The 25356-nt window shown below is 50.9% G+C and carries 23 protein-coding genes and 1 pseudogene; 12 read left to right on the top strand and 12 right to left on the bottom strand.

What is annotated here, in order from left to right; all coding sequences use genetic code 11:
• Positions 1 to 67 precede the first annotated feature (67 nt).
• The 12 genes from EYC87_RS17885 to EYC87_RS17940 all read right to left on the bottom strand — a co-directional run bounded on the left by EYC87_RS17885 (position 68) and on the right by EYC87_RS17940 (position 10313).
• Positions 68 to 523, bottom strand: coding sequence for a GlcG/HbpS family heme-binding protein (locus EYC87_RS17885; protein WP_279254088.1), 456 nt, complete (start codon positions 521 to 523; stop codon positions 68 to 70).
• Between the two features lie 4 nt (positions 524 to 527).
• On the bottom strand, positions 528 to 1448 hold the full coding sequence (locus tag EYC87_RS17890) for a catechol 2,3-dioxygenase (protein ID WP_479723017.1): 921 nt from the start codon (positions 1446 to 1448) through the stop codon (positions 528 to 530).
• 30 nt (positions 1449 to 1478) lie between these two features.
• On the bottom strand, positions 1479 to 1790 hold the full coding sequence (locus EYC87_RS17895; protein WP_279254089.1) for a 2Fe-2S iron-sulfur cluster-binding protein: 312 nt from the start codon (positions 1788 to 1790) through the stop codon (positions 1479 to 1481).
• Between the two features lie 8 nt (positions 1791 to 1798).
• Complete coding sequence (locus EYC87_RS17900) at positions 1799 to 2866, bottom strand: NADH:ubiquinone reductase (Na(+)-transporting) subunit F (protein ID WP_279254090.1); 1068 nt, start codon at positions 2864 to 2866, stop codon at positions 1799 to 1801.
• A gap of 3 nt (positions 2867 to 2869) precedes the next feature.
• Positions 2870 to 3229 carry a phenol hydroxylase subunit P4 gene (locus EYC87_RS17905; protein WP_279254091.1) on the bottom strand — a complete coding sequence of 120 codons (360 nt, stop codon included), beginning with the start codon at positions 3227 to 3229 and terminating at the stop codon, positions 2870 to 2872.
• A gap of 34 nt (positions 3230 to 3263) precedes the next feature.
• On the bottom strand, positions 3264 to 4790 hold the full coding sequence (locus tag EYC87_RS17910; protein ID WP_279254092.1) for an aromatic/alkene/methane monooxygenase hydroxylase/oxygenase subunit alpha: 1527 nt from the start codon (positions 4788 to 4790) through the stop codon (positions 3264 to 3266).
• A 36-nt stretch (positions 4791 to 4826) separates the two neighbouring features.
• Positions 4827 to 5108 (bottom strand): MmoB/DmpM family protein, encoded by a 282-nt coding sequence (locus EYC87_RS17915; protein ID WP_279254093.1) that lies wholly within the window; start codon positions 5106 to 5108, stop codon positions 4827 to 4829.
• Positions 5109 to 5121: 13 nt separating this feature from the next.
• Positions 5122 to 6120, bottom strand: a complete 999-nt coding sequence (locus tag EYC87_RS17920) for an aromatic/alkene monooxygenase hydroxylase subunit beta (RefSeq protein ID WP_279254094.1) — start codon at positions 6118 to 6120, stop codon at positions 5122 to 5124.
• Entirely contained in the window at positions 6117 to 6440 is a 324-nt protein-coding gene (locus EYC87_RS17925) for a phenol hydroxylase subunit (protein ID WP_279254095.1), read from the bottom strand. Before EYC87_RS17925 ends, EYC87_RS17920 begins: the two co-directional genes overlap by 4 nt.
• A 239-nt stretch (positions 6441 to 6679) precedes the next feature.
• The gene (locus EYC87_RS17930) at positions 6680 to 7504 is read right to left on the bottom strand and encodes an alpha/beta fold hydrolase (RefSeq protein ID WP_279254096.1); all 825 of its coding nucleotides are present in this window, start codon (positions 7502 to 7504) and stop codon (positions 6680 to 6682) included.
• A 3-nt stretch (positions 7505 to 7507) separates the two neighbouring features.
• Positions 7508 to 8545 carry an LLM class flavin-dependent oxidoreductase gene (locus EYC87_RS17935; protein ID WP_279254097.1) on the bottom strand — a complete coding sequence of 346 codons (1038 nt, stop codon included), beginning with the start codon at positions 8543 to 8545 and terminating at the stop codon, positions 7508 to 7510.
• 79 nt (positions 8546 to 8624) lie between these two features.
• Entirely contained in the window at positions 8625 to 10313 is a 1689-nt protein-coding gene (locus EYC87_RS17940) for a sigma-54-dependent Fis family transcriptional regulator (RefSeq protein WP_279254098.1), read from the bottom strand.
• Positions 10314 to 10549: 236 nt separating this feature from the next.
• Here EYC87_RS17940 and EYC87_RS17945 point away from each other — a divergent pair, with 236 nt between their 5' ends.
• The 12 genes and pseudogenes from EYC87_RS17945 (at position 10550) to EYC87_RS17995 (ending at position 25355) form a co-directional block, all read left to right on the top strand.
• Complete coding sequence (locus EYC87_RS17945; protein ID WP_279254099.1) at positions 10550 to 11614, top strand: NADH:ubiquinone reductase (Na(+)-transporting) subunit F; 1065 nt, start codon at positions 10550 to 10552, stop codon at positions 11612 to 11614.
• 250 nt (positions 11615 to 11864) lie between these two features.
• Positions 11865 to 13058, top strand: coding sequence for a sialidase family protein (locus EYC87_RS17950; RefSeq protein ID WP_279254100.1), 1194 nt, complete (start codon positions 11865 to 11867; stop codon positions 13056 to 13058).
• Between the two features lie 49 nt (positions 13059 to 13107).
• Positions 13108 to 15393 carry an efflux RND transporter permease subunit gene (locus EYC87_RS17955; protein ID WP_279254166.1) on the top strand — a complete coding sequence of 762 codons (2286 nt, stop codon included), beginning with the start codon at positions 13108 to 13110 and terminating at the stop codon, positions 15391 to 15393.
• 92 nt (positions 15394 to 15485) lie between these two features.
• Positions 15486 to 17420 carry a DUF1302 family protein gene (locus EYC87_RS17960; protein ID WP_279254101.1) on the top strand — a complete coding sequence of 645 codons (1935 nt, stop codon included), beginning with the start codon at positions 15486 to 15488 and terminating at the stop codon, positions 17418 to 17420.
• 32 nt (positions 17421 to 17452) lie between these two features.
• A complete protein-coding gene (locus tag EYC87_RS17965; protein WP_279254102.1) occupies positions 17453 to 18871 on the top strand; it encodes an outer membrane lipoprotein-sorting protein in 1419 nt (472 codons plus the stop codon).
• 183 nt (positions 18872 to 19054) lie between these two features.
• The gene (locus EYC87_RS17970; protein WP_279254103.1) at positions 19055 to 20053 is read left to right on the top strand and encodes a dihydrodipicolinate synthase family protein; all 999 of its coding nucleotides are present in this window, start codon (positions 19055 to 19057) and stop codon (positions 20051 to 20053) included.
• Between the two features lie 48 nt (positions 20054 to 20101).
• The gene (locus EYC87_RS17975) at positions 20102 to 21601 is read left to right on the top strand and encodes an aldehyde dehydrogenase family protein (RefSeq protein ID WP_279254104.1); all 1500 of its coding nucleotides are present in this window, start codon (positions 20102 to 20104) and stop codon (positions 21599 to 21601) included.
• A gap of 36 nt (positions 21602 to 21637) precedes the next feature.
• Positions 21638 to 21967, top strand: coding sequence for a non-heme iron oxygenase ferredoxin subunit (locus tag EYC87_RS17980; RefSeq protein ID WP_279254105.1), 330 nt, complete (start codon positions 21638 to 21640; stop codon positions 21965 to 21967).
• 47 nt (positions 21968 to 22014) lie between these two features.
• Entirely contained in the window at positions 22015 to 23109 is a 1095-nt protein-coding gene (locus EYC87_RS17985; RefSeq protein WP_279254106.1) for an NAD(P)-dependent alcohol dehydrogenase, read from the top strand.
• A gap of 32 nt (positions 23110 to 23141) precedes the next feature.
• Positions 23142 to 24248, top strand: a complete 1107-nt coding sequence (locus EYC87_RS17990) for an alkane 1-monooxygenase (RefSeq protein WP_279254107.1) — start codon at positions 23142 to 23144, stop codon at positions 24246 to 24248.
• A 75-nt stretch (positions 24249 to 24323) separates the two neighbouring features.
• Positions 24324 to 24536, top strand: a pseudogene (locus tag EYC87_RS19530) (2Fe-2S iron-sulfur cluster-binding protein); the annotation flags it as partial.
• Between the two features lie 6 nt (positions 24537 to 24542).
• The gene (locus EYC87_RS17995; protein ID WP_279254108.1) at positions 24543 to 25355 is read left to right on the top strand and encodes an FAD-binding oxidoreductase; all 813 of its coding nucleotides are present in this window, start codon (positions 24543 to 24545) and stop codon (positions 25353 to 25355) included.
• Position 25356 lies beyond the last annotated feature (1 nt).

Here is a 25356-nt window from a genome sequence, read left to right on the forward strand (position 1 = left end):
ATGGAGGGAGAGGTTATACAAAACAGGCCAAAAGCTTTGGCATCGCGGAGGGTGTTATAGGGCTTTTTTATTCAACTTTCGGTGAATCAGAACCCTCTGCTCCGGCACCTAAAACTGCTTCAATACCAGCCTGCGCACAGGCTATATCCTCGTCTTCAGATCCACCGGACACTCCAACTGCTCCTATGAGCACATCGTCTTCGACTATCGGCACACCGCCACCAAAAGTAACGACTCTCGGGCGCTCGACCATACCTGCCTGGAGTTGCACATTCCCTGCGAGAACCTCTTTCCAGTCCATGGTTGGGAAGCCAAAGCCCGCGGCTGTGTAAGCCTTGTCTTTGGCGATACCCATCGACGGTAGGAACGCATTGTTCATGCGTAAGAACGCGATTTCGGTAGCGGAAGAATCTACCACCGAAACATTGATCGCTATACCCAGGTTGCCGGCGTGGTCAACAGCGGCTTGAGCGATTGCACAAGCCGTTTTCGTTGCAACGTTCCTGTTTGTGACACTGGTCATGAGTTTAGGATACGACTGCCATAAAGCTCTCTACCATAGTGCGGGAATGGTAGAAAATAGCCTGGCCCGAATTATCGGCAGTCCAGGTTAAAACGGGGCTGTCTGGATACCGGTAGCTGTCTTCGGCAAAGACTTCGTTGCGATTGCCCGATGGGTCGAAGTAATAGATTGTCATGCCTCGGGTCAGTCCATGGCGTGTAGGCCCAACGTCCAGAGGGATATCTTTCATTGAAATAATATCGGCTGCCCGTAATACCTGCTCCCACGATCCTAGCAGGAATGATGCATGGTGCAATTTCCCGGGTTCTCCGTGGCGAATAAAGGCAATGTCATGTGCCTTGGTACTGCAGGACAAAAATGCCGCGATTTGTGTCTCACCATCAACAACTTGCTCAGCAAGTTCGAATTCCAGCGCTTCGACGAAGAACCGTACTTCTTCATCATGGTCATCGCCATACAGTAAACAATGATCAAAACGAATCGCTTTCATTCCCACCGTGTCTTCTGACCAAGGAGCGGGGTTAGTTGTGGGGATGCCGTTTCCGACCGATTCTTTTACGGCGTAAAGATCGAACCGGTGACCACCGGGCGCAACGAAACTGACGCGCTCGCCACAACCGTTGAGTTCCCCTGCGGGGATCCTGGTAGTTTCGACACCGAAGTTCTTTACATTGGATTCGAATCGCCACAAATCCTGCTCTGTACGGACCTTAAACGCCATATGATTCATACCAGAAGTGTCTGAAGGTTCCAGAACAACAGAAAACTTATCGTGTTCGTCCCAGCACTTAAGATACACACGACCTTGATCATCCCGATCAGTTTCAATAAGTCCCATATTGTCGCAATAATGAGTTACAGCCTCATCGATATCGAGAACACGTAACTGAACGTGCCCCGGACGCAAAATTCCTGTCATAGCCATGTTGTTTCTCCTGGTTTGTTGAGCAAAAAACTACGCTTTCGTAGTATTTACTGCATCATTCAGGTGACCTAGCACCTGTAATTGAATATCGGATTTAGGAAAAACACGGCAGGCCAATAATGTACCGGCGTTTTCTTCCTGTTCTGTAATACGCACTCTACTCATCTTCTTTGTTTCGTATGTACCACTTAAAATGTGGATTTTACATACACCACAACCTCCACCCCTGCACCCGATGGGAATACCTTTCTTCCCTAACTGCATCATTCCGGCAAGAAGGTGCTGTGTTTCTCGACAACTGAAGGTTTCCTCTGTGTCTGTGATTGTGATTGTATACGTCACAGTAGATCCTAAATATTTTTGAACAGGGGGCTTTTCGTTTTTTCGGTGGCACCGTCCGCAGCGGTCAAAAATTTTTCCATAAACATATCTTTTTCGAAGACGCGGCCACGTATTAAGGCAGTAATACAAGCATCAATCATAGGAGGAGGGCCGCACATATAAGCCCTATAGCCCTCGAATTTTCCTGAGAAGTGTTCGATTGCAACCTCGTGCACGAAACCGGTGGCGCCGTCCCACTCCGCTTCGATATCGGGGCCAGACAAGCCGGGAATATAAGTAAAGTTGTCGTGCTTGCGTTCCAGCTCCAAAAATAAATCCCTGTAATACAGCTCTTGCAGGTTTCTGGCTCCCTGAAACAAGATGATCTCGCGTTTGTCTCCACTTTCTAGTAAATCTAGGACCATGGATTTAGGGCTGGAGAGTCCGGAGCCGCCGCCGAAGAAAAGTAGCGGTTTGGGATCAGAGGTTCTGATGAAAAAATGCCCGTAGGGACCTGAAAAGTCCAGTGTGTCGCCAACCTTCAAGTTTTCGTGAATCCAGGTCGTGGCCTCACCACCTTGAATCAAGGCGATATCAAATTCGATAATATTCTTGTCGTTGGGGGACTGGGCCATGGAGAAGGGTCTGGGTGTGTCTAGCCCAGGAATGTGTAGATTGGCGTATTGTCCGGACTGAAATTCGAGTCCATCGCCTTCGACCTCAAGGAAAACCCCAAGAATCCTTGGTGTGAGTTTCTCCAGTTTTACCACGGTGCCTATATAGTCTTTCACCGGGATATATTGGGCGTCCGGCTCTTCCTCGACGTCCGCCTCAATGACCAGATCGCTTAAGGGCTTACAGCAGCAGGTCAGGCCTTTACCTTCATCGCGCTCAAAATCCATCAGGGCAAAGGGCGATGCCTCGTCACCTATTTCAATGTCACCTTCGAGAATGTCTACTTTGCAGGTGCCGCACAAGCCGTGCCCGCAAGCATGGGGCAGGTAGACGCCCTGTCGCAAAGCGGCATCGAGTATCGTTTGGCCTTCCTCAACCTCAACGGTGACACCCAGAGGTTCAATCAACACCTCATAGCTCATAGACTATATCCTGGTGCCATTGAGGCCTGTGAGACCGGGTGTCTTGAATCGAATGAGTGATTTGTGCTCCACGCCATTTTCAGCCAAAGATTTGTCCATGTCTGGAGAAAAAGCCTTTCCGTCCAGGTTCCACTGGGCCTTGGCCCAATCGATGTCTTTGAATTCATCATGCCAGTTAAATACCGACGGCATTACCTCTGCCACTAGCGCGGCAAAAGGCATTTCGGGGGGAAGCGGAAACGCCTGCGCAGCGCAGAAGACCAAATGATCATCCCAACTGACGTAGACCAGTTGGTTGCCGTGAAAATTCTCGACCTTATCCCGGACAAAATCGATATATCCATCTTTTGCAACAATAGCCACTGTAATCTCCTAGGAAAATGTATTCAAAGAATGCTTAGTCGTCGGAACCGGTTTTTGCCGGTTCGCTCTTGCCGTGCCACTCCTGCCAACGTCTGAAATCTTGTGAGTCGAAATAGTCACTGCCGTCTTCTGCTTCAAACTTGTACCATTTGAGGACTTCTGGAATGGTGGCGCCACCACAATTCCCCTGGAATATCTGATGCACGGGCAACCAGGCCTGTACGTATTTTTCAGGCTCATTTTCAAAAATGTCTTTACAGCCGTCCGAGCAGAAATGGTAGTTATCACCCTTGAATTTAGTACTGCGGAAGCTCAGCTGCATTGGGTCAGTTTCCACTTCGGTGAAGATCATTGGGATCTGGCAAATCTGACAGAGTTGAGGCAAGCTGGGCAGATATTCAAAAGTGCCTTCTTCTTTCTGTTTTTTCCAGTGCTCAAAGCGGGGCCGGTAATACTTGTCAAAGGTATTTGGGTATTTTTCTGACAACCAGTCCATTTTTTCGTCGGACGGTTCGAATGTGTGGAACCCCGTTGCGTTCCCCAAAGCACAAAATACCGACCACACCTGATGGCTGAGGTGTTCAGCTTCTGCGGTGGCCAGCTCATGGTGCTTGGGCATTTTCAAACCGTAGCGACCCAGGTCCTCAAAGAGTGCGCCGCCATTTTCGACAAAATAGATGTCCCAGGCTTCCTTCCAGGACATGGGTGTGTTGGTTAGCATATAGTCCTGCATCGCTGAGACCAGGGCCAATACTCGATAAGCGCGCCAGAAATGTTTGTCTATCCAGCCCTGAATAATAGGCAGGTTGTCTTCGTGCTGTTCCAACATGAACTTGATGATTTCCAGTCCCAGGGTCATGTGCCGTGACTCATCTGACTGCGCAGAAAAGCCAAAGGTCGTCGTGGCCATATCACCGTTGTATGCCGCACCCGACATGAAAGGTACAAAAAGCATGTTGGTCAGCACATATTCAAAGGCGAACGAAATTGAAGTGATAAACTCAAACGGCCCCGCCGATAACGCATCCTCTCCGAATGACTTGGGTACCGACAAATACCAGACTCGATCAGATTGATAGAACGGGTCGTGCAGGCCGGTAAAATGTTTGTTGTAATGGCTAATAGTGTGAATTTGAGTTTGCGCGTGGCGCAGCTCATCGATCGCCTGCATTTGGCATGCGACTCTTGCGCCTTCACCTCGGAAGTGCCGTCCGAGATGTGAAAATCCGTGGTGGGCAGCATACTCCAGCGGTGTTACGCCGGTTATAAAGAGCTTAATGGCGCTGAGATAGCTGGCGTCCACGAGATTGGTCTGGCCATTGTTCTGCGCAAAGCTATCTATAATGGCGTACAGCTTTTTCTCTTTTTCAGCCTGAAATTTCCAATAGGCATCCATGGTGAGACGGAAGGGGTCTTCCCATTTGTCCCAGTCAGTAATCTTGATTCCCTCAAAGGTGTCGTAGGGGAATACATCGTCCATCTTCTGGTAACTCGTCTCCCAACCCATACCCCGGGTCAGTAATTCATAGCGCTTGCGCATATTTAATTTTTTCGCAGCCATTCCAATAACCTCTTATCAATGTTGTCCTGCCTAGGCCTAGCCCCAGCTCAGCTCGAATTTTTCGTCGTCTTCATCAACGTGGCCCGCCAGGGAAATAAGGACGAGGTGAAGTTCTTGTACATCCCATTCGCGACCCGTGAGTTCTTCTACAGTTTCACGTTTCACTATTAGGCTGGCAGCACGTTCCATTCGAACCATACCGGGTTCGTACTGAATATTTACCCCTGGGTTGTCCTGTTCAACCGCCTCGATAATAGGCCTAGCGTCTTCGTTGTCTTGAACAATTAAAAATGCCGTATTTTTTTTCTTGGTGGTCATTTTTCTCTCCCGATTAAATAGTCAGGCCCTGTTTACCCAGCCTGGCAAGCAGTTCTTCTTTGACTTCGGCCAGCTCTGACGTGCCTTCAGGTCCGAATGCCTTGATCGCAACGGGCTCGATTGCCTCACACAGGCGGCTGACCCATTTCTTCAGCCATGCGGATAACAGCTCTTTATTTTCTGTAGATTCTGCCGCGGTAACTTTGGCCAGCGCGTTTGTCCAACGGACTGTTTCGCTATACCACTGGGGCATGAACTCAGTCAGTAACGCGATGGTTCCACCGCCACTTTTCGAAAGTTTTCGTTCAAAGCGATCCCAAAAAAGAGGGAACAACAGGCCATCGAGCACGAAATTTTGGGCAACCATTAGTTCGAACCAATCCTCCAGTACAAACATATCCTCTACGGCATGTCGCAAGCCTTGCCATTCCGGCGCCTCCATCCAGTCAATTTTGGCAGCGTCCAGCGTCGTAGTTTCGTTGCCATCGAGTAGGAGTCCCATACGCGATATATATTGAGCCATACCCAGGCGGTCCATTGCGTTGAACATAGCGACCGAGCAAATAGTTGAGCCGTAGCCCATACAATCGATCTGACAGTTGTTCATATTTGCACCCCATTCGATATGGCGCAGTGGGATTAGGATGTCTCGCACAGACTGCTTGATATCATCGGGTAGTTCTTCCAACAGGTCGCGTTTATCAACGAAGGCGTAATTGTGTTCAGCCACTTCCTGTTGTTTTGATCTGGCGATCGTATAGGTGCCGTAGTAATACTGGCGGGGGTCGGCAAAACTGTACCAGTCCTCCATCACTATGGCCGTGCGACTGGTGTCATAAATTTCATGATTTTTGTCCCACAAGGGGCGATAGTGGAAATTGGTTGTGGGTTGAACGTCGTAAGCCGCTTCCTGATAGCGAGAAGGGGGTCTTTTGTCACCAAAGCGTTCGATCAGGTTTCCATAGCTTAGCCGGATGGGTGTAATTGCCTTCGCTGAAATTTCAATGCTCATGTTTGCTCCTGTGAGGTGACCGTATTCGTTTTTTCATCGGTGAGCCCGGGCACACCAAACCGCCATTTCAGTTTATCGAAGTCGACGGCCGCTTCCTGCTCCGCCGTCAGATGTTGAGCATCGTTGTCTTCGCAAAATTTTCGGAAATGTTCGAAAGGCATGACCAGTTCAACGTTCAAGTTCGGGTCGCCAATCGCAAATTCGAATTCCACGTATTTATCGTGTAACACCTTGGTGACACGAACGTAGCGCTGGCCCGCTATTCCTGCTTGTTGTTTTGATGTAATTGTCATATCACCATATGGCAAAGCAATATCCATGCCAGAGGCGCACTCTGCTGCGCAAAGCATTGCGGCCTTATAAGGTATAGGCACGGGGCTTGGTCAACTTGCAACAACCGCTGGCTGCTGCAGACAGGGCAGTCGCGAGTATCTAAATGCTGAAGTGAGTGTGTGCGTGATCATTTCTTTTATGAATTGATCAAATTGTGCTTATCTTTCTTTCAAGCGAAAAACGTGCTCCAAGAATCGTTTTGGTCGACCGGGAAAACCCGGGAGCATCAGGCCTCCCTGAGGAAGTTTTTCAGCAGTTCGATAAATCGAGCATTGTGCTCTATCTGCGTCCAGTGCCCGCAGCGGCCAAACATATGTAATTGCGAGTTGGGGATCAGCTCGAATAAGGTGGTGGAGGTCACTGGCGGGACAACCAGATCTTCACGGCCGTGCAGTATGAGTGTTTCATGTTTTATCGCCTTGATGTCCTGTGGCTTGCTGGCCAGCGCCTCGACACTCCGCTGACGGGGAGGGGGGAACATCTGGCTGAAGGTCTCTTGAAAGCCGGGCTGGATGCTGGCCTCGTAGCGCAATTGAGCCAGTTCATTGCTCACTAAGCTGCGGTCGTAAGCAAACAAATCCATCATACTGCGCATGTTTTCCACTGAGGGCTCATAGCCCCAGACCTGGTCCAGGCCGGGGGTCAATTCAAAATTGACGCCGGCGGCGCCCATTAGTATCAGCTTATCGACTCGCTCGGGGTGCCGAATGGCTAGGGCAATGGCCAGGGCACCACCAAATGAATTTCCCACCATATGAGTTTTTTCTATGCCCAAGGCATCCATCAGCTCGATGGCGTGCCGCACCCAGTTGTCCATCGTATAGTGGTAGCTATCAACGCGTTCGGTATAGCCAAAGCCCGCCATGTCGGGCGCTATCACCCGATATTGTTCTGCCAGCGCGGGGATGACTAGGCGCCAGTTTGCCCAAGCCGTCACACCGGGTCCGGAACCATGAATGAGAAACAACGGCTCACCCTGACCCACGTCGTGGTAGTTGGTTTTAAAGGCACCTGTTTGGATGGTGTTGGCGATTTCTGGGTTGCTGCTCATGGTCTATGCTCCTGTGGCGTTCGGAAGTTCGAATTGCTCCGCAAGCATTTGGTAGGAACTGATCCGCGGTTTAAACGAGTGTGTGACATTAACAATCATGAGCTCGTCGACATCAAAGGTTTTGGCGATGTGTTCCAGCTCCTCCCGGCACTGGGCGGGAGTGCCCAGAACCATGGTGTTCATGGTTTCCTCGTAGTAGGCCTGGTCTGATGGTTTCAGCTGTTTTACCTTATCCATCACCACATCGGGCGGGAAAAGCGGGTCGCGTAGGCCGTGCCGAAAAGCCTGCACTTTCCAGTAGGTATGACTACTAGCAAGCCATCGAGCCTCTTCGGTCGTATCGGCGCAAATGGTCGCCACAGCGATCGCCGCTTGAGGTTTGTCGAAACTCCCGTTCGATTGAAAAGCCTTTTTGTAGCGCGCGATAATGTCTGGTGGGCGGTCGTGGGTGCCGATGAAGAGTGCCAATACGAAGCCTGCACCTAACTCACCCGCCAGCTCAGCGCTGCCGTCGCTGGAGCCCAGCATCCATACGTCGGGTGCACCCACGTCTCGCGGTACAACAGTGGCGTCGTGATAGGGATGTTCCGAGGGGGTGTTGTTGTTCACGAATCCAATTAAATCCCGCGCCTGCTGGGGATAAAACTGCGTGGGAATAGCCTGCCTGGGAGCTGCTAGAGCTCCTGAAGAAATAGGATTGCCCCCGGGAGCTCGTCCCACACCTAGGTCGATGCGCCCGGGGTGGAAGGCTTCTAGCATTTTGAAGGTCTCTGCTACTTTAAACGCGCTGTAGTGGGGGAGCATCACGCCACCGCTACCTACGCGGATCCTCTGGGTTGCATGGGCGACATTGCTCACCATCATTTCCGGGCACGGGCTGGCGTAGCCCGGAGTATCGTGATGTTCAGCCACCCAGTAGCGGTGGTAGCCAACACGGTCACACAGTTTCGCCAGTTCAATGGTGGTGAATAGTCCGGATGATTCGGAGCCTTCGTCGTGCACTGGGGATTGGTCCAAAACGCTAAGTTTTAAGCTGGACATTATTACTGTAGCCATGATTCAAAGAGATAATAGCCATGGGCGAAGCAATCTTCATGCCACATGAAGGTGTAGTTGAGCGTTATTCAGCGGCTGGTGTTGGTAGCTTGGCGAGCCGGTAGGCAAAAGCCGGGCGAGACAGGCCCAACAGTCTGGCTGCCTTTGACACATTATTGTCGGATAATGCCATGGCCTTGTTTACCAATTCCGCCTCCACCGCTTCCATGGATATAGACTGCTCAAAAATGGTGTCGGCCCAGCTGTCTTGGTCACCATTATTCGTTGCCGTCGAAGTTATACCATCGATGGCAATATCGACATCCAACTGCTGAGCTGCGCGCGTGCCTGAGAGCAACGAGTCCGCGGTAATGCGTTGATTTTTCTCAGTCAGGATCACCCCGCGTTCAATGGTGTTTTCAAGCTCTCGGATATTGCCAGGCCAAGGGTGGTGGAGGAGATGACCCATTGCCCGGTCTGTCAGGCCCAGGGTTTTTGTTGTATAGAGCGATTCGTATTTGTCGATAAAAAATTCTACCAGTAGCGGTATATCGTCGTGACGCTCTCTCAGTGGTGGTATGTGCAGAGGGAAAACATTGAGGCGGTAGAACAGGTCAGCGCGAAATTTTCCGCCCTTTACGGCCTCCTCCAGGTCCTCGTTGGTGGCGGCTATAATGCGCACATCGACGCTGCGGGTTTGGGTGCCGCCCACGGGCTCGAATTCGCGTTCCTGCAATACCCGCAGCAAGCTGGCTTGGGCACGCGCCGACAACTCGACCACCTCGTCGAGAAAAATGGTGCCTGTGTTTGCGCGCTCAAATCGTCCCTTTCTCGCGTGTGTGGCCCCGGTGAAAGCGCCTTTCTCTACCCCGAACAACTCGGCTTCCAGCAGTTCCTGGGGAATCGCCGCACAGTTAAGGGCAATAAAGGGCATCTCGGATCGTTCGCTGTGCAGGTGTATACCTTTGGCGATCATCTCTTTACCTACGCCGGTCTCGCCGGTCAGCAGGACAGAGGCCTTCGAAGTGGCGACCTTGTTTGCCATGGTGCACATTTTTTTGAAAACAGCAGATTCGCCTACCAGCGCGGAAAAGATTCGTTCTTCTTTATGATCTTCTATAGAGGATCTGTCGATCGTTTTGGCCTGCAGGTCATACAGTGTTTCAATTAAAGAATCTGAACTGCTAAAAATCTCGTAGTCTTGGGCGTCCTCCCAATCAGCCAGCGTTTTGCCAACAATATGGCATTCATTGTCGCCCTTGCCTCGGCAGCAAACTTCCTTAAATAAAATTTCAAAGCCCATAATGGTCGAACTAAATCCGCAGGCATAACCAAGCAGGTTCCAACACACAGGCATGTCAAGAACGCCGAGTTCTGCAAGAGAAATTTCCACTTCGTAGGAATCAACCCAAGCAAGCTCCATTAAGAATTGTTTTTTTACGGCGTTCAGTTCTAAAACCGAGGGTATTACCTTGGCCATACCGCGAAGCATGTGTAACTGAGGGCCTGCCAGGAATAGGTCGGTAAGACTGGCCTTTGGTCTTTGCTTGCGGGCTAGCTCAGCGTCTATCTCGCCATTTCGAAACCCCGAGCGCATAAACAAGTTTCGCGAGCGTTCAACGCCGATAGAGGTGACAATTTCCCGCCATATGCTGGCCATAGCGGGAAGGGTCTGGAGAATGCCCCGTTGTTCATCCAACCACACTTTCCCCTGTTCGGGATTAAAATGGACATGGCTGGAAAGATCCGAAGCATCGGGAAGTTCAATTACCACAGCAGGCTCCTGTTATAGGGCGGTGGGGCGAGTTGTAAATCTATTATTCTTGCTTATAAATTCACTATATCATCAACCCGGCACATCACCCAAGTCCTATTTTTTGTTAGCTGGCCAGATGTTTTATTAAATGGTGATAATTTGTTAGATCTCGACTATCTCTCGATAAACCTCCTCCTGTGGTATAGATATTGCTTTAAGAATAACTATATTGTTTATTCTATCGGGCACAACGGATGGCACATCAGGTAACAGTCGGGCACCCGGGGAAAGTTTTTCAGGTGGAGGAGGGGCAAACCATTCTCGACGCTGCTCTTCGCAGCGGTTTCTATTTGCCTCACGCCTGCTCTAGGGGCGTATGTTCAGCGTGTAAAATCCAAATAGTGCAGGGGGAGGTCGACGTCGGCAACGCGTCCGAGTTTGCTTTGATGGACAGTGAGCGCGATGAGGGTCAGTGCCTTGCTTGCTGCGCATCACCGCTGAGCGACCTGACCATTGAAGCGGATGTGGACGAGGAGCCAGATGCACAATACCACACTGTTCGCGATTATCAGGGTGTGGTTACCAGTATTAAGACGCTAACACCCAATATTAAGTCTGTATTTCTCGCCCTGGGGGATGACGGAATTGCTTTTCAGGCGGGGCAATATATCAATTTACACATCCCGGGAATCGGAGGTGGACCGCGTGCATTTTCCATCGCGAGCCCGCCTTCTTCGAACAATATTATCGAGCTCAACGTCGCCTTGATTGAAGGAGGTGAGGCGACTCACTACATTCACAACGCGCTGACAGTGGGAGATGTTCTAAGTTTTAGTGGTCCGTATGGACATTTTTACCTGCGTAAATCACTGCCCGAGCCCTTCGTATTCTTCGCCGGTGGCTCGGGCTTGTCGGGAGTCAAATCGATGATCATGGAGCTAGTCGAGGGGCACGACCCCAGGCCGGTAACATTGATCTATGGGGTACAGAATGAAGAGGATGCCTACTACCGGGAATTGTTTGAGCTCTACGCTCGAGAGCGCCCCGGTTTTACGATGTTACTTGCGGTGAATGAGCCTGGTTCGAAGCAGAGTCACGATGGCGGCTGGGGCTATCTGCAAGAGTGCGCCAATCAGCACTTTGAGGGGAGTTTTGAAGGCAATAACGCCTATGTTTGCGGGCCTCTCGATATGGTCGACGCCTGTCTGGTCAGCTTGATCCAAGGCCGATGTTTCGAAAAGCACATATTCGTCGAAAATTTCTACCATAAAGGCAGTCAAGTCGACAGGTCGAAGCACCTCCTCTTCAAGTATATCTAGGCACCCTTTTCCCGTTCATCGACTCTAGTGAGGTTTTATCATCTGCGCAACTTTCTGTCTGGGGTACCCGGGAGTTAACCAAATGACAATGTTATGTCTATGTATGCGTTCCGGTATACCTGGGTCAGCTGGCCCTTCGTGACTTGGCACCACATTTGCATAAGGTAATCGAGAGGTTGCAAAAATTCTTGGGTTATCCTAGCATGCTTGCATGTTAGTGCGCCCAACCAAAATAATTAAGGAGCGTGTCTTGAAGTTGTGTTTCACCACTCTGTCTGTCGCTAGAGCCGTATTCGTCGGAGCTGCAGCTCTTTTTGCGGTTTGGGCTAGCGCTGCCGATGAAGGCGAGTCATTTCACCGGTTTTGGCCGGACAACTTGTTCGCCGTGGATTTTGTTTCCGAGCAAACGGGCTATATCGCCGGTCAGGGTGGCACCGTATTACGTACCACGGACGGGGGTGAGCAATGGGATGCCCTTTACGTTGGCAAGAACGAGTTGATCCGACGGCTCGACTTTGTCAGTGACACTGAAGGTTGGGCAATTGGTCATCGTGGCTCCATCTTCCATACCTCCGATGCAGGTCTTAGTTGGGAAATTCAATTTGAAACCCCCGGCACTTATCTGCGTGATGTCGCCTTCGTGGATAAGAACCATGGTTGGGTAGTCGGCCACGACGCCACTATATTGCATACCGCTGATGGCGGCGTCAGTTGGAAGAAACAGAAAATGCTAGGGTTTACTGGCCGCGATCTACCGCGCTTGCATGGTGTTTATGCCAAAGACAAAAATACCGCAGTGATCGTGGGAGAGTTTGGCACTGTCGTCCACACTGAAAACGGCGGCGAGTTGTGGCTCCTTACGCCATCCGACATCGGCGTTACATGGCTGGCAGTGTCCGGTCAGGGGGGCTTGATTTATACGGTGGGTGCAGATGGTACTGCAGCCTATCTGGCATTGGCTACGGATGCGCAGCGAAAGGAAATTGACAGGGAAACTGCTGAGGTTGCGGTAAAGAAAGAACTAAAGGCGCGCAAAAAAGCTAAGCGGCGCAAAAAAGAATTTGTAGCCAAGATGGTTGAAGCGCTGCCCCGCGCTGATATCGAGTATATCGTTAATCCCATCGATACGGGAACGGAGGAACATCTTTTTGATTTGACCGCGTTATCCGATGGATCAGCACTGGTGGTGGGCCGTTCTACTGTGCTCAAAGTATCAGTAAATGGCGCCGAGCCACTGTCTCCCGCCATCGATGTGCCTCTCGGCTTTGTTTGGATGGGCGGTGTTTCAGTCGCGCCATCGGGCACTTTCTGGGCAGTGGGGATTCGCGGGATGGTGGTGAAGGGTGATACAACAACATTGCAGTTCGCCACCGCTTTTAATCTGGCCTCGTCAGACAATATAACCCTAATAAGTAATCAGTGGACGGAACGCAATGGTCAGTAGAGTTAGCAGGTTTGTGACGAGCCGCGCGAAGGCAGTCTTCGCGATCTTGATGCTGCTCACAGCTGTGCCTGCGTATTTTGCCTACAGCGGCTTATCTCTCAATGTGGTGCTTGAAGAAATGCTGCCGGAGGGCTCGAAGAACGTCGAGTTATTCCAGCGTTTTGGCGCCGAGTTTGGCGGCGCCAATACCACGCTGATAGAGGTGAAAAATGAAAAGGGCAACATCTACTCAATAGATTTCCTGGAGAAGTACAAGGAGATAGCGGACGAGGCCTATTACAATCCTGATACGCAGCGTCACCTCAGCCAGTCGTTGGTCTTGCGTAAAACCAAAGCGATTAGCGGCGGGGGGGGTAAGGTGGAAATCAGCGCCGTTTTATGGCCAGACTTGCCCCGGGATGAAGAGGCCATGGCGCAGTTCCGGCGAACAGTCAATAACCAGTACCGGGGATTTCTGGTCTCCGACGATGAAACATCGGCGATGGTGATTGTCGATTTCAAAGACGATATTGACTTTGAAAAGACGCTGGAATTTTTCCAAGAGCTGCGCACCAAATATGAAGATGACAGCCTGACGTTGCAGGTCGTGGGCCGACCCATATTATTGGGTTATATCTACCAGTCGCTGGATTCAGTTCTTTTAATTATGCTGACGTCGCTACTCATTATTGCGGCAGTTCTTTACCTTTACTTCAGAACCTGGATCGGTGTATTTGTGCCGATGTTTACGGCGACCATCGCCACCACCTGGGGGCTTGGCGCAATGGGGTTCGCGGGGTATAACCTGGATCCGCTACTGATTCTGTTGCCGGCATTTATTTTCGCCATTGTGTTGTCCCATGGCGTTCAGTTGACAACACGAATACTGGATCACCTGTCAGATGAGGGCGTCAATCCCGAGAACTGTGTAGAGATAACGGAGCGCGGTCTAAGGGGGGTTTTGCTGCCCAGTACCGGCGCGATTATAACTGATGCTGCTGGCTTCGGCGTGTTGGGCTTGGTGGCGATCCCCAGTATCCAGGGCCTTGCGATAATATGCGGCGTATGGCTTTTATCCATAGCGCCAGCACTAATTCTGGCATCGGCGACAATGTGTCTGCTGCCGCCTCCCAAGTCGCATAATACAGGCTCGGTTCTGCTTAATAAGGTGTGGACCTCTGTGGTGAATATTGAGGACCATAAATACATCGTGATTACCATTGCGGCTTTGCTGTTTGCTGGCGGGCTGTACTATTCAAAAAACCTGACGGTGGGCGATACCAAAGGTAGCGCCATTCTATGGCCGGATTCTCGTTTTAACGCCGATTCCGAGGCGGTAAATTCGCGTTTTTCGTTCCTTGGATCAGATGTTATGCAGGTGTACATCGAGGGGGATAAAGACACCATGCTGTCCCCAACCGTCTATCAGCAGACCGAAGCGCTAGACCGCTACATGTATGAGCATATGCCCGAAGTACGTCCCGCGCAAAGCCTTGTGCCAATTATAAAACTGGTTAACTCGGTATTGTTCGAGGGTGACCCCTCTTATGAATTATTGCCGGATAACAAGGAAGAAATTGGTTTTGATATCTATATGTATCGCTCCCGGGGGGAGCCGGGTGATTTTGCGGCCTATACCAATAAAGATTGGGAGATAGGTAATGTCTCGTTCTATCTTCAGGACCACAGCATGCCCACCATTGGCAAACTGAGGAAGCACCTTGATGACTTCTTTGGTGATGAAGCGAATATCACCAGTGAAGCTGACTTTTTGTATTCAGGAGGGCAGGTAGGCATCACTGAAGCTCTCAATGATGAGATCTCGACCTCGAATCAGAAAATCATGGTTGCGATTACGCTCGTCATTGCCGTGTGCATCATGACGTTGTACCGCTCGATATCTGTTGCGCTAATACTCATATTTAGCCTGGCCACTGCAAACGCGCTCACCTACGCCTTTATGGCGTGGCAGCAGGTTGGCCTCAATATCAGCACATTGCCCTTGGCCGCGCTAGGTGTCGGCCTAGGGGTGGACTACGGAATTTATATGATGGATCGGATTAAGGAAGAGTTCAAGCTATGCGGCAGCGTGATTGAGGCGATGCACCGTGCGCTCATGACATCGGGTAACGCCATCGTCATTACAGCTTTAACGATGATACTGCCGCTGGTGCCATGGATAGTCATGTCTCCGCTGCGTTTTCAGGCGGAGATGAGTATGTTGCTGGGCATGGTGCTAATGATGAATATGTTGGGCTCGTTGTTGTTTGTTCCGGCGGCACTGGCAGCCCTGAGACCGAAGGCAATTTTCCCAAAAGAAATACATTGCGACTCGGAGCAAAAAATAGCGGCGTGAAAACGATCATTTTACCTGCAGTTCTGTATGGGTATTAGCGTTAAAACTGGAAAGAGTAAAGATATGAGTATTCTAATAATGAGAGGTGATGTATGAAACTGAAGAAGATTCGAATTGGTCTACTTTCCCTATGTGCGCTTGCAAGTTCGTCAGCTGTGTTTGCACTGGATACCGGGATAAAAGGCTTTACCTTGGATGGACGTTTTGTCCAAAGCTATTCAACACTCTATGACCTGGACGAGGGTGGGTCTGAGGAGGGGCCTGCCAACTACACTGGCGAAGTGAAATTCTCCTTTAGGCCCGACCGGAAATTTACTTTTGTCGGCAACTTTTGGATTCGTGGGAACTGGAATGACCCGGACTGGATAGAACCCGAGGGTGGTTTGAAGAACCTGTTCAACGGTCCTCAAACCGGATTCTCAAGCGGGAGTTTTCAGCACGGCACCAGTCGTTGCGACCTCAATGCCAGGGAGTTTTGCGCACCTAATGACCAGGTCGATATTTACGATGATTTCAACGACGACATTATCCGTGAATTGTCGATGAAATATCGTGACCCCAAGAACCGTTTTACGGCCAAGATTGGTAAATTTCAACGCGGATGGGGCCAATCAGATGGATTGCGATTACTTGATATCGTCAACCCTCAGGATCTTCGCAGTCACTTTGTTTTCAAAAATGCAGATGAAACCCGAATTCCTCTGTGGATGCTTTCCATGGACTTTAACCTTAAAAAAATGGGTCTTTCCAAACCTTTTGAGGCAATTGGTATGAACCGACCCGTTCTGGAGCTAAACATAGCCCCAGAAATTCGTCACAGTGAAATAGTCGTCAATAACCCGACTCCTGGCGCTAATACAGACGGCGGTCTCTTCGGCTTGCCGTGGCCTGATCTGGTTGACGCAGGCTTGCCGCATCAGTCTGGTTTGGGCGCAGTTGGATTTGGTGCGGCGCTATCTGATAACGAGCGCGATGATTTCGAATGGTCCGATCCGGAAGTGTCCGTACGACTAAAGTTCGAAACCCTTGGCGGTACCGCGACACTTAACGGGTTTTACGGGTACCAGGATCTTCCCCTGGTACTGCTGCAAGGCGGAACAGTGCATGTTGGTTCCGGCGTCAATGATGCGTCAGCAGCAGTAGCTAACCAAGATGTAAGTCACCAGGATTTGATAGGCGCAATTTGGGCTCCCAGCTTCGACGGCTCTCCCACTACCGCCGGTACACCCTCGGGGTACCTGCCATTTCTGCGCGGGGCTGCAGGGAAAGGTCCATTGACCACCAGCCCGCTGACTGCCCTAACCGGAGGTGCGTGTAATGACCCGGTGAACAATCCCGGCGGTGGGGGCCTAGAGTGCTCTGTCACGGCCAACCTGGACCTGGATTACACTTTCAGGCAAAAAGTTGTGGGCTTTAGTTTCACGCGCGACATGAGTGATTTTATTTCGGTCGGCCCTAAGGGCACGGGACCGGCTCTCCGGGCTGAGGTTTCCCACGAATTTGACAAACCGTTCAATTCGAGCTTGGTACAGAACCCGTTTAATCCTGCGCAACTCGAGGCGGGCAGCCCTGCTTTGTTGGTATCTCCGAGCGCTGCAGTGGTGGAAAGAGACGTGACATCGGTAATGATTGGGCTGGATTATCCCCTTTGGGTTCCAGGTTGGAAGTCTCAAGAAAAATCCATTTTCACCAGTATCCAATGGTTTAACATCCATACGGAAGATGCAGATAACTTGTTGGCGCAGGCTCCTTATGCCTTCACCGAGGTAGAGGAAGATCAGAATTTTGTCACCTTTCTCTGGGACATGAAGCTTGACAACCAACGCCTGGTTGCTGAGGGACTGTATATCCACAATATACAGGGGCATGGTACCGCCTACAGGCAGCGCATAGACTTCAATTATTTTGGAGGCCACTGGCGTCCGCGCATTGAAGTGCAGAGTTTCAGCGGTAGAAAGGAAGTTGCCCCCGTAGGATTGTTTGACGACAAGGATTACGTCGAAATTTCATTAACCTATCAGTTCTAACAAGTACTCTTTTTATTAAAAAGGATATAGCGATGAATTATTTAAAAGTTTCAATTCGTGCAGTTCTGGCAGGCACTGTGTTTACCAGTTTGTCTTTGGCTGCTGATACCAACCGCGCACTGGATGCGTGGAAGGCTTACGCAGCGCAATCGGGGAATCCCGATCACGCCAGGTGGGTGGAAGAGATTTCAAAGCCGGAAGCTCTGCGCTTGGCCAAAGAGTGGTCGGAATTAAGGGGTTACGATGCCTATGACTTAATTGATAAAGCTGAAATACCGGCTGATTTGAAGCCGGGGTTGAAGATCACCAAAGACAATGCCGACAAATACCCTTGGCTAAAAGACTACTTGCCAGCTGAGCACCTTGCTGCGCTGACCTCAGATTGGGGAAACATAGCTGAGATCACCATTGTGCCAACCAATACCTATTACATGCACGAAGGGTATTTGAAAGGCACCAGAGAACTCAAGGAAAAGGGGGTTGAAATACAAATCTCTGACAAAGGTGAGCTGCTTTATCCGGATGGCTCCTACGCTTTGATGTCGGGTGCGGCGGCGACGGCCATTCCTTTTTTAGACCCGAAGAATGGTCTAGAGCTGAACTGGGATTATGTGGCTCACTCGGTGGGTACCGATACACTGGATTTTGAGCCCATTCACATGCGCGCCTGCACACCTGATGGAAAGATCGACGTTGATTATAAGGCCGACCTGTGGTGGTGGCATTATCACAATCGACAAAACGTGGGACCAATGGGTGAGATCGAAGGCAAAGAAGATTACATTGAAGGCGGTTCCATCTTCTTTAAGGAACCCTACGATATTCGCGGCCTAGCCGGTGTTCGTCAACGCTACCCGGAAGCAGGGAAGCCCGATGATTTCAAGGTCTTTATTCCCAGTCTGAGACGAACGCGGACTCTCACGGGGTCAGACGCCCAGGACCCCATCGCTTCGGGCTTGGAGCTGACCTGGGATGATTGGCGGGCCTACTGGAGTAAAACAGATGTCGACAATTTCGAGTATAAAATGGTTGGCCAAGGATTTATCCTCGCCTCACCCGAGGTAGGCTATGTCTACGACTCCATGGTGTGGACCGAGAATGCATGCAATGTCAAGTCGCTTGAGTTGGAACTCAGACCGGTCTGGATTTTCGATATTATCGATAAAACGGGCAAATACATGTACTCCAAGCGCCGCACCTGGGTGGATAAGGAGTTTTATTACATGCAGTACCATATGACCTGGGATCCCCGCGGAAATCCGCTTCGCAATTGGGATGATGTAAGAGCCTGGCGTCCTTCTGTAGGAGACGCACAATGGAAATCTGTTATCGTCAATAACTATGTCACTAAGCGCTTTAGTTCACTCAACATGGACTCGCAGTGGGAAGACCGGGAGGACCGGGTTTCAGAAGAAATGTTCGATGTCGACCAATTGCGTGATTATCAATAAACGCAGTTAGAAGCTGTACTTTTCTAGAACCCTGTAGACTTTTCTACAGGGTTTTTCGCTATTTGGTCCTTTGTAAACTCGGGGATACTCGCGGCTAATTGTTTGTCTTAGTTTGAAATTATTCTTTGCTATGCTAGCATGTAAGTTGATTGAAAAGACGACTTCATGTCTGCGGAGACTCCCATGGGAAAACAAAAAACAAGGCTAACGGTAGAAGAAGTCAACGGTGCCTGGGCAATAATACCCACGCCTGCCATCGAGGGGTCTGAAGACTGGCGTATCATAGACACAGTAGACTATGACGAGGTAGCCCGTTCTGTCGCAGGTTTGATTGATGCCGGCGTCGATGGGATTATGTGTCAGGGCACCTTTGGCGAAGGTGCCACCATGACCTGGGATGAAAAGAAAAAGATGACCGAGGTGATGGTAGAGGCCTCAGCCGGTCGTGTTCCCATTTTTGCGGGAGTGACCACCCTCAACACCCGCGAAACTATTGTGCAGTTGAAACATGCGCGAGATATCGGCGCGGACGGCACCATGCTGGGCGTGCCCATGTGGCAGGAAATTGATGTACCCGGTGCCGTGCAGTTTTATAAAGATGTGGCCGAAGCTGTTCCGGAAATGGCAATCTGTATTTACGCCAATCCTGAGGCCTTTAAGTTCTCCTTCCCCACGCCGTTCTGGGCGCAAGTTGCAGATATCCCACAGGTTGTCAGCTGCAAATATATCAACATAGCGCAGTTACAGCTCCATACGATGGTTTCTCGCAAACAGATTCGTTTTATGCCGCTGGAGTTTGACCATAAAGATGCCGCCAGAATGGACCCGGAGTTTCATACGGCTTTTTGGTCGCCCTGTGCTTGTACCGGGCCCGAACTGACGATTCATTGGCGCGATATCATTAAAGAGGCTGTAAGCACGGGTGACTGGTCCAAACCAGATGCCCTGTACCCGCGTCTGATGTCGGTACTGTCAAATCTGTTTCCACCTGGGGGCTTCGCCGAGTTTTCTCGCTACAACATCCAGTTGGAAAAAGAACGAATTAATGCGGCGGGTTGGATGAAAGCTGGGCCTTGTCGTCCGCCATACAGCACTGCCCCCGAGGCTTATCTTGCGGGTGCCACGTTGGCCGGAACCGGCTGGGCAGAACTCAATGAAATGCTAAAAGTAGGTAGCCTTTAACCGCGCACATCCCGAGACCTGCACTAAATAAAAAAGAGGATACTACATATGTCTGACACATCTAATGCGGACCCTTCGCTATACCAGAGCCAGTATGGACATTTCATCAATGGCGAATGGGTGACAGGAGACAGCGGCAAAACGATCGACTTAATGAATCCGTTTAACGCTCAAGTGCTCTCACATATAGCGGCCGGCAATAGTCGTGACGTGGAGCGAGCAGTGGCGGCGGCGAAAAATGCGTTTGGCAGTTGGTCGCAGAGCTCACCTAACGAAAGACAGGAACTACTGGTGGAAATCGCCAGGCGCCTGAAGAATCGCCTCGAAGACTACGCCATGCTGGAGACGCTGAACAACGGCAAACCACTGCGCGAGTCGCTCAACTTTGATCTACCCCAGGCCATTGGGCAATTTGAGCTTTTTGCGGGTGCCGCCTACCATCTTCACGGTGAGACGTTGGACTACCCCGATGCGATCGGCCTCGTGCACCGCGAACCAATCGGTGTATGTGCTCAGATCATTCCCTGGAATGTTCCTCTTCTTATGATGGCCAGTAAAATTGCTCCCGCGCTTGCAGCGGGCAATACCATTGTGATCAAACCGGCCGAAAGTGTCTGCCTGTCGATAATGGAGTTCTTTAGAGAAATGGGGGATATTATTCCGCCGGGTGTTGTGAACGTTGTAACGGGTTACGGTGCCGATGTGGGTGAGCCTTTGGTGACACACCCGGATGTACGAAAAGTGGCCTTTACAGGCTCGGTCCCCACAGCACAAAAAATTATGCAGTATGCCTCCCGCAATATAATTCCTCAGACCCTGGAACTGGGAGGCAAGTCAGCACAGATTGTCTGCGCTGATGCAGACCTCGAAGCCGCGGTCGAGGGCGCCACCATGTCAACTGTGCTCAATAAGGGTGAGATATGTCTGGCAGGTTCCAGATTGTTCCTGCACGAGTCCATCCAGGAAGAGTTTTTGGCGCGCCTGAAGGTTTCCCTAGAGGATATTCGCCTGGGCGACCCCGCGCGCATCGAAACACAGATGGGCCCGCAAGCCTCGGTAATGCAACGCGACAAGGTGAGCTCTTATCTGGAGCTGGGCTTGGAGGAAGGTGCAAGCGTAGTGACCGGTGGGAGCCGAGCATCCGGTGCTGGCCTAGATCAGGGTAACTTTATTCAACCCACTATTTTCAGCGATGTGAGCAATGACATGCGCATTGCACAGGAGGAGATTTTTGGCCCGGTAACCTGCGCCATCACCTTCAAAGATGAAGACGAGGTCATTCGCCTGGCCAATGAGTGTAACTACGGCCTGGCCGGCGGTGTGTGGACGCAAAATATCGGCGCTGCACATCGAATAGCTAGAGGTATGCAAACAGGCACGGTGTGGATAAACCGCTATTACAACCTGAAGTCCGGAATGCCCATTGGCGGCTACAAGCAAAGTGGCTTTGGTCGGGAGTTTTGTTTCGACGTGCTTAACCACTACACCATAACCAAGTCGGTCATTATCAACTTGCAGGACGGCCCCATGGGTATGTATGCGCAATAGGCCGGCAGTGAACATTCGATTGGGAGATTACCAACCATGAGTGAACTGGTCAGACTCTGTAAGGTGGAGGAAGTCATAGAGGGCACGCCCCTGGCTATCGCCTCAGAAGGGTTTCCGCCGCTGGCGGCTTACCTGCACGAGGGCACCTACTATGTCACCGACAATACTTGCACCCACGGCATGGCAATGTTGAGTGATGGCTATCAGGACGGTCACGAAATAGAGTGCCCGTTCCACGGCGGAGCCTTTGATATTACCAATGGAGAGGCAGTTTCTTTTCCCTGTCAGATTGCCTTGAGAAGCTATACGGTCACCCTCGATGGTGGAAATATCTGTGTGCCGGCTTCTGAGGCAGTTGCGTCCTAAAAGCGCATTACTTTAATAAATCAACTTTTCGATGAAAGGCTAAGAACATGAAGATACAAGCAGCAGTCATCCGGGAACAATCGGGAAAGTTTCAACTCGAAGAGTTAGAGCTTGAGGAACCGCGCGCCAACGAAGTAGTGGTTCGCATCGCCGGCGTAGGCATATGTCATACCGACATTATCTGTCGCGATCAGTATTACCCGATCCCCATGCCTGTCGTGTTTGGCCATGAGGGCTCAGGTGTTGTGGCGAAAGTGGGCTCGGCCGTAACCAAAGTGGAGGTCGGCGACCATGTGGTGCTCAGTTACCTAAGTTGTGGGCATTGCCATCCTTGCCAGGAAGGTAAATCGGTTTACTGCCTGGAATTGTTTCCCAGAAATTTTTCGTGTACCCGAGAAGACGGGTCCACCACTTTGCGCAAGGGCGATGAAGTGGTACACGGTAACTTTTTCAATCAATCATCCTTTGCCTCTCACGCGCTGGCAGCCGAAGAGAATATCGTCAAGGTTTCAAAAGATGTGGATATCGAGTTACTGGGCCCACTGGGTTGCGGTATACAAACCGGTGCGGGCGCCGTGATTAACGCACTAAACCCCTCTGCCGGTAGCTCCATCGCAATCTTTGGCTGCGGCCCCGTAGGGTTAGCTGCGGTGATGGGAGCACTATTGACCGGTTGTGTTCAGATTATTGCTGTGGACATGAATCCCGCTCGTCTGGCTATGGCCAAGGAGTTGGGGGCGACCCACACCATAAATCCCACCGACTCTGATCCTGTGGAAGCGGTTCAGGCTATTACGGGTACAGGCGCACATTATTCCCTGGAGTGTACCGGTTTGCCTCAGGTGACTCGGCAAGCAGTGGACTGCCTGACACTGACCGGTATCTGCGGGCAAATTGGTGCAGCACCGCTGGGTACAGAATGTGCCATTGATATGAACAATATTTTATTTGGACGCACGTTGCGCGGCATTGTAGAAGGCGACAGCATTCCGGATATTTTCATTCCACGTATGGTCGAGCTCTATAAGCAGGGGCGTTTCCCACTGGACAAACTGGTGACCTATTACAATTTTGAGGATATTAATGATGCCATTAAAGATGCCGAAGATGGCACCGTTCTGAAAGCCGTACTGCGATTTTGAATTGAACTGAACTGAACTGAAGGTAAACGCCGATGGACTATTTACGTTACTACCTCGCCACGGCAGTCGTATTGTGCGGCTTTGTGGGCTTTTATTGGGGAGGTTATTGGGTCTTTCTAGGGGTGGGTACGTTTATACCCCTGTTGATCATGGATACGTTGCTACCCTATGACCATAGGCCGCGAGAAATTCGTTACCCCATTCTGGCAGATATTCCGCTTTACCTGCATGTCCTACTTATGTTCATGGTTTATGCTTCATACATTGGTTGGGCTGCCAGTGCTGGTAGCAGCACCGTACCTATTACTGCGGGCCAATGGCTGGGCGCTGTTCTGACATTGGGCTGGCTCGGAGCAGTACCGACCCTGCCGGTTAATCATGAATTGATGCACAGGCGCGGCCGTATTCCCCGGGCCTGCGCGACGATCCTGGGTACCTTTTATGCGGATCCCACGCGTGATGTAGCACATGTGCATACCCATCATATACATCTGGCGACGCCTAAAGATTCAGACACTGCGAGGCGAGGTGAAACCGTATACGGCTTTGTTTTTCGCGCCACAGCGGGTTCGTTTAAGGACTTCTTCCAACTGGAAAAGGAGAGTTGTACTAGGCGAAATGCCGGTTTGTTCAGCCCGCGTGGGCGTATTTTAAGGGCACTCTTGCAGGTGGCAATACTGTTGGGAGCTTGCGCCTGGTTTGCCGGGTCCGCAGCCGCCCTGGCTGCACTGGCCGGCACCATCGTCGCTAAATTATTGGTGGAGATGTTTAATTATTACCAACACTACGGGCTAGTGCGCGTGCTGGGAAGCAATTATGGTCAGCAGCACCTGTGGAATCATCTCAAACCTGTCAGTCGGCAGTTGGCATTCGAAATAACCAACCACAACGACCACCACATGGACTCCTACCTGCCATTTTATCGCCTTCAGCCGAAGGTAGAGGGCCCACAAATGCCCAGTATATTTTTGTGCTTTCTTGCAGGCTTGATTCCTCCATTATGGTTTTCCTACATAGCGCAACCACGATTGAAAAACTGGGATCTTGAACACGCAACAGGGGAAGAGAGAGAGTTGGCTAGAGAGGCAAACCGCGTGGCTCACTGGCCGGACTGGCTGGATGCCAGCTCAGCGAACTAAGGCAAAGGCGATATCACCTTGTTCGGTAAATTAATAAGCAAAATAAAGAGCCAGTTTGAACCGCGTCTTGCGACTGTGGAGCCCATTGGTAGAACATTCGAAGTGGCAAGTGATCAAACCTTGCTACAGGGTGCCCTGGCGGCCGGGCTCGCTTTCCCTCATCACTGCACGGTGGGTACGTGTGGCAATTGTAAATGCCGGCTCCGGGAGGGGGACGTCAGGGCGTTAGTGGATTCTTCAGTAACTTTAACGCCGGCGGAACTAGCAGACGGCTTTATTCTAGCGTGCCAGAGTATGCTTAAAAGCGCAGTGACAGTAGATGTTGACCTGCACGATGAGCTTGAAGCGCAGGTGTCTGCACAACACATGGGTACGATAATGGCGGTGGAGAAATTAACCCACGATATTATGAAAGTATTCGTAGAAATTGAGCAGCCCATGAATTTCATGGCCGGGCAATTCGCCGATATCGGCTTGCCTGGATTTGGTCGGCATCGCAGTTACTCATTTGCCAATACGCCTGTCACAGGTGGTACTAGCCAGCTAGAGTTTATTGTGCGCAGCGTTTCCGGCGGCCAGTATACCCAGTGGTTGTTTGCGCAGGACCGGCTAGGTGAGCCCTTTGAACTGCATGGTCCCCAGGGCTCATTTTGGCTTCGGCCCGCCGAAGCGCCTGTTTTATGTATTGCCGGTGGCAGTGGCATGGCGCCGATACTTTCCATCCTGGGGGATATGCTCAATAAACGTATCGAAAGACCCGTAGCTTTCTTTTTCGGCGCCAGGCAGACACGCGACCTGTACTGTTTGCAGCAACTGGAATCTATCAGGCAGCAGTGGCCCTGTGAGTTTCGATTTGTTCCAGTGTTGTCAGAAGAACCTGAACCCTCAGACTGGACGGGAGCCCGGGGGATGGTGACGGAATTTCTGGGTCGAGAATATGCGGGCTTTGATATAGCCCTTAGTCATGCCTATCTATGCGGTCCGCCACCTATGATCGATGCAGCTTTAGCCGAGCTACAAGTTTGTGGGCTGAGCACCGAACACACTTACTACGACAAGTTTCTGGACTCGCGCCAGCTTGAAGTCGTGCAAAACGAGGAAAAATGAC

Source organism: Candidatus Seongchinamella marina, assembly GCF_026262685.1.
GTDB classification, from domain to species: domain Bacteria; phylum Pseudomonadota; class Gammaproteobacteria; order Pseudomonadales; family Halieaceae; genus Halioglobus; species Halioglobus marinus.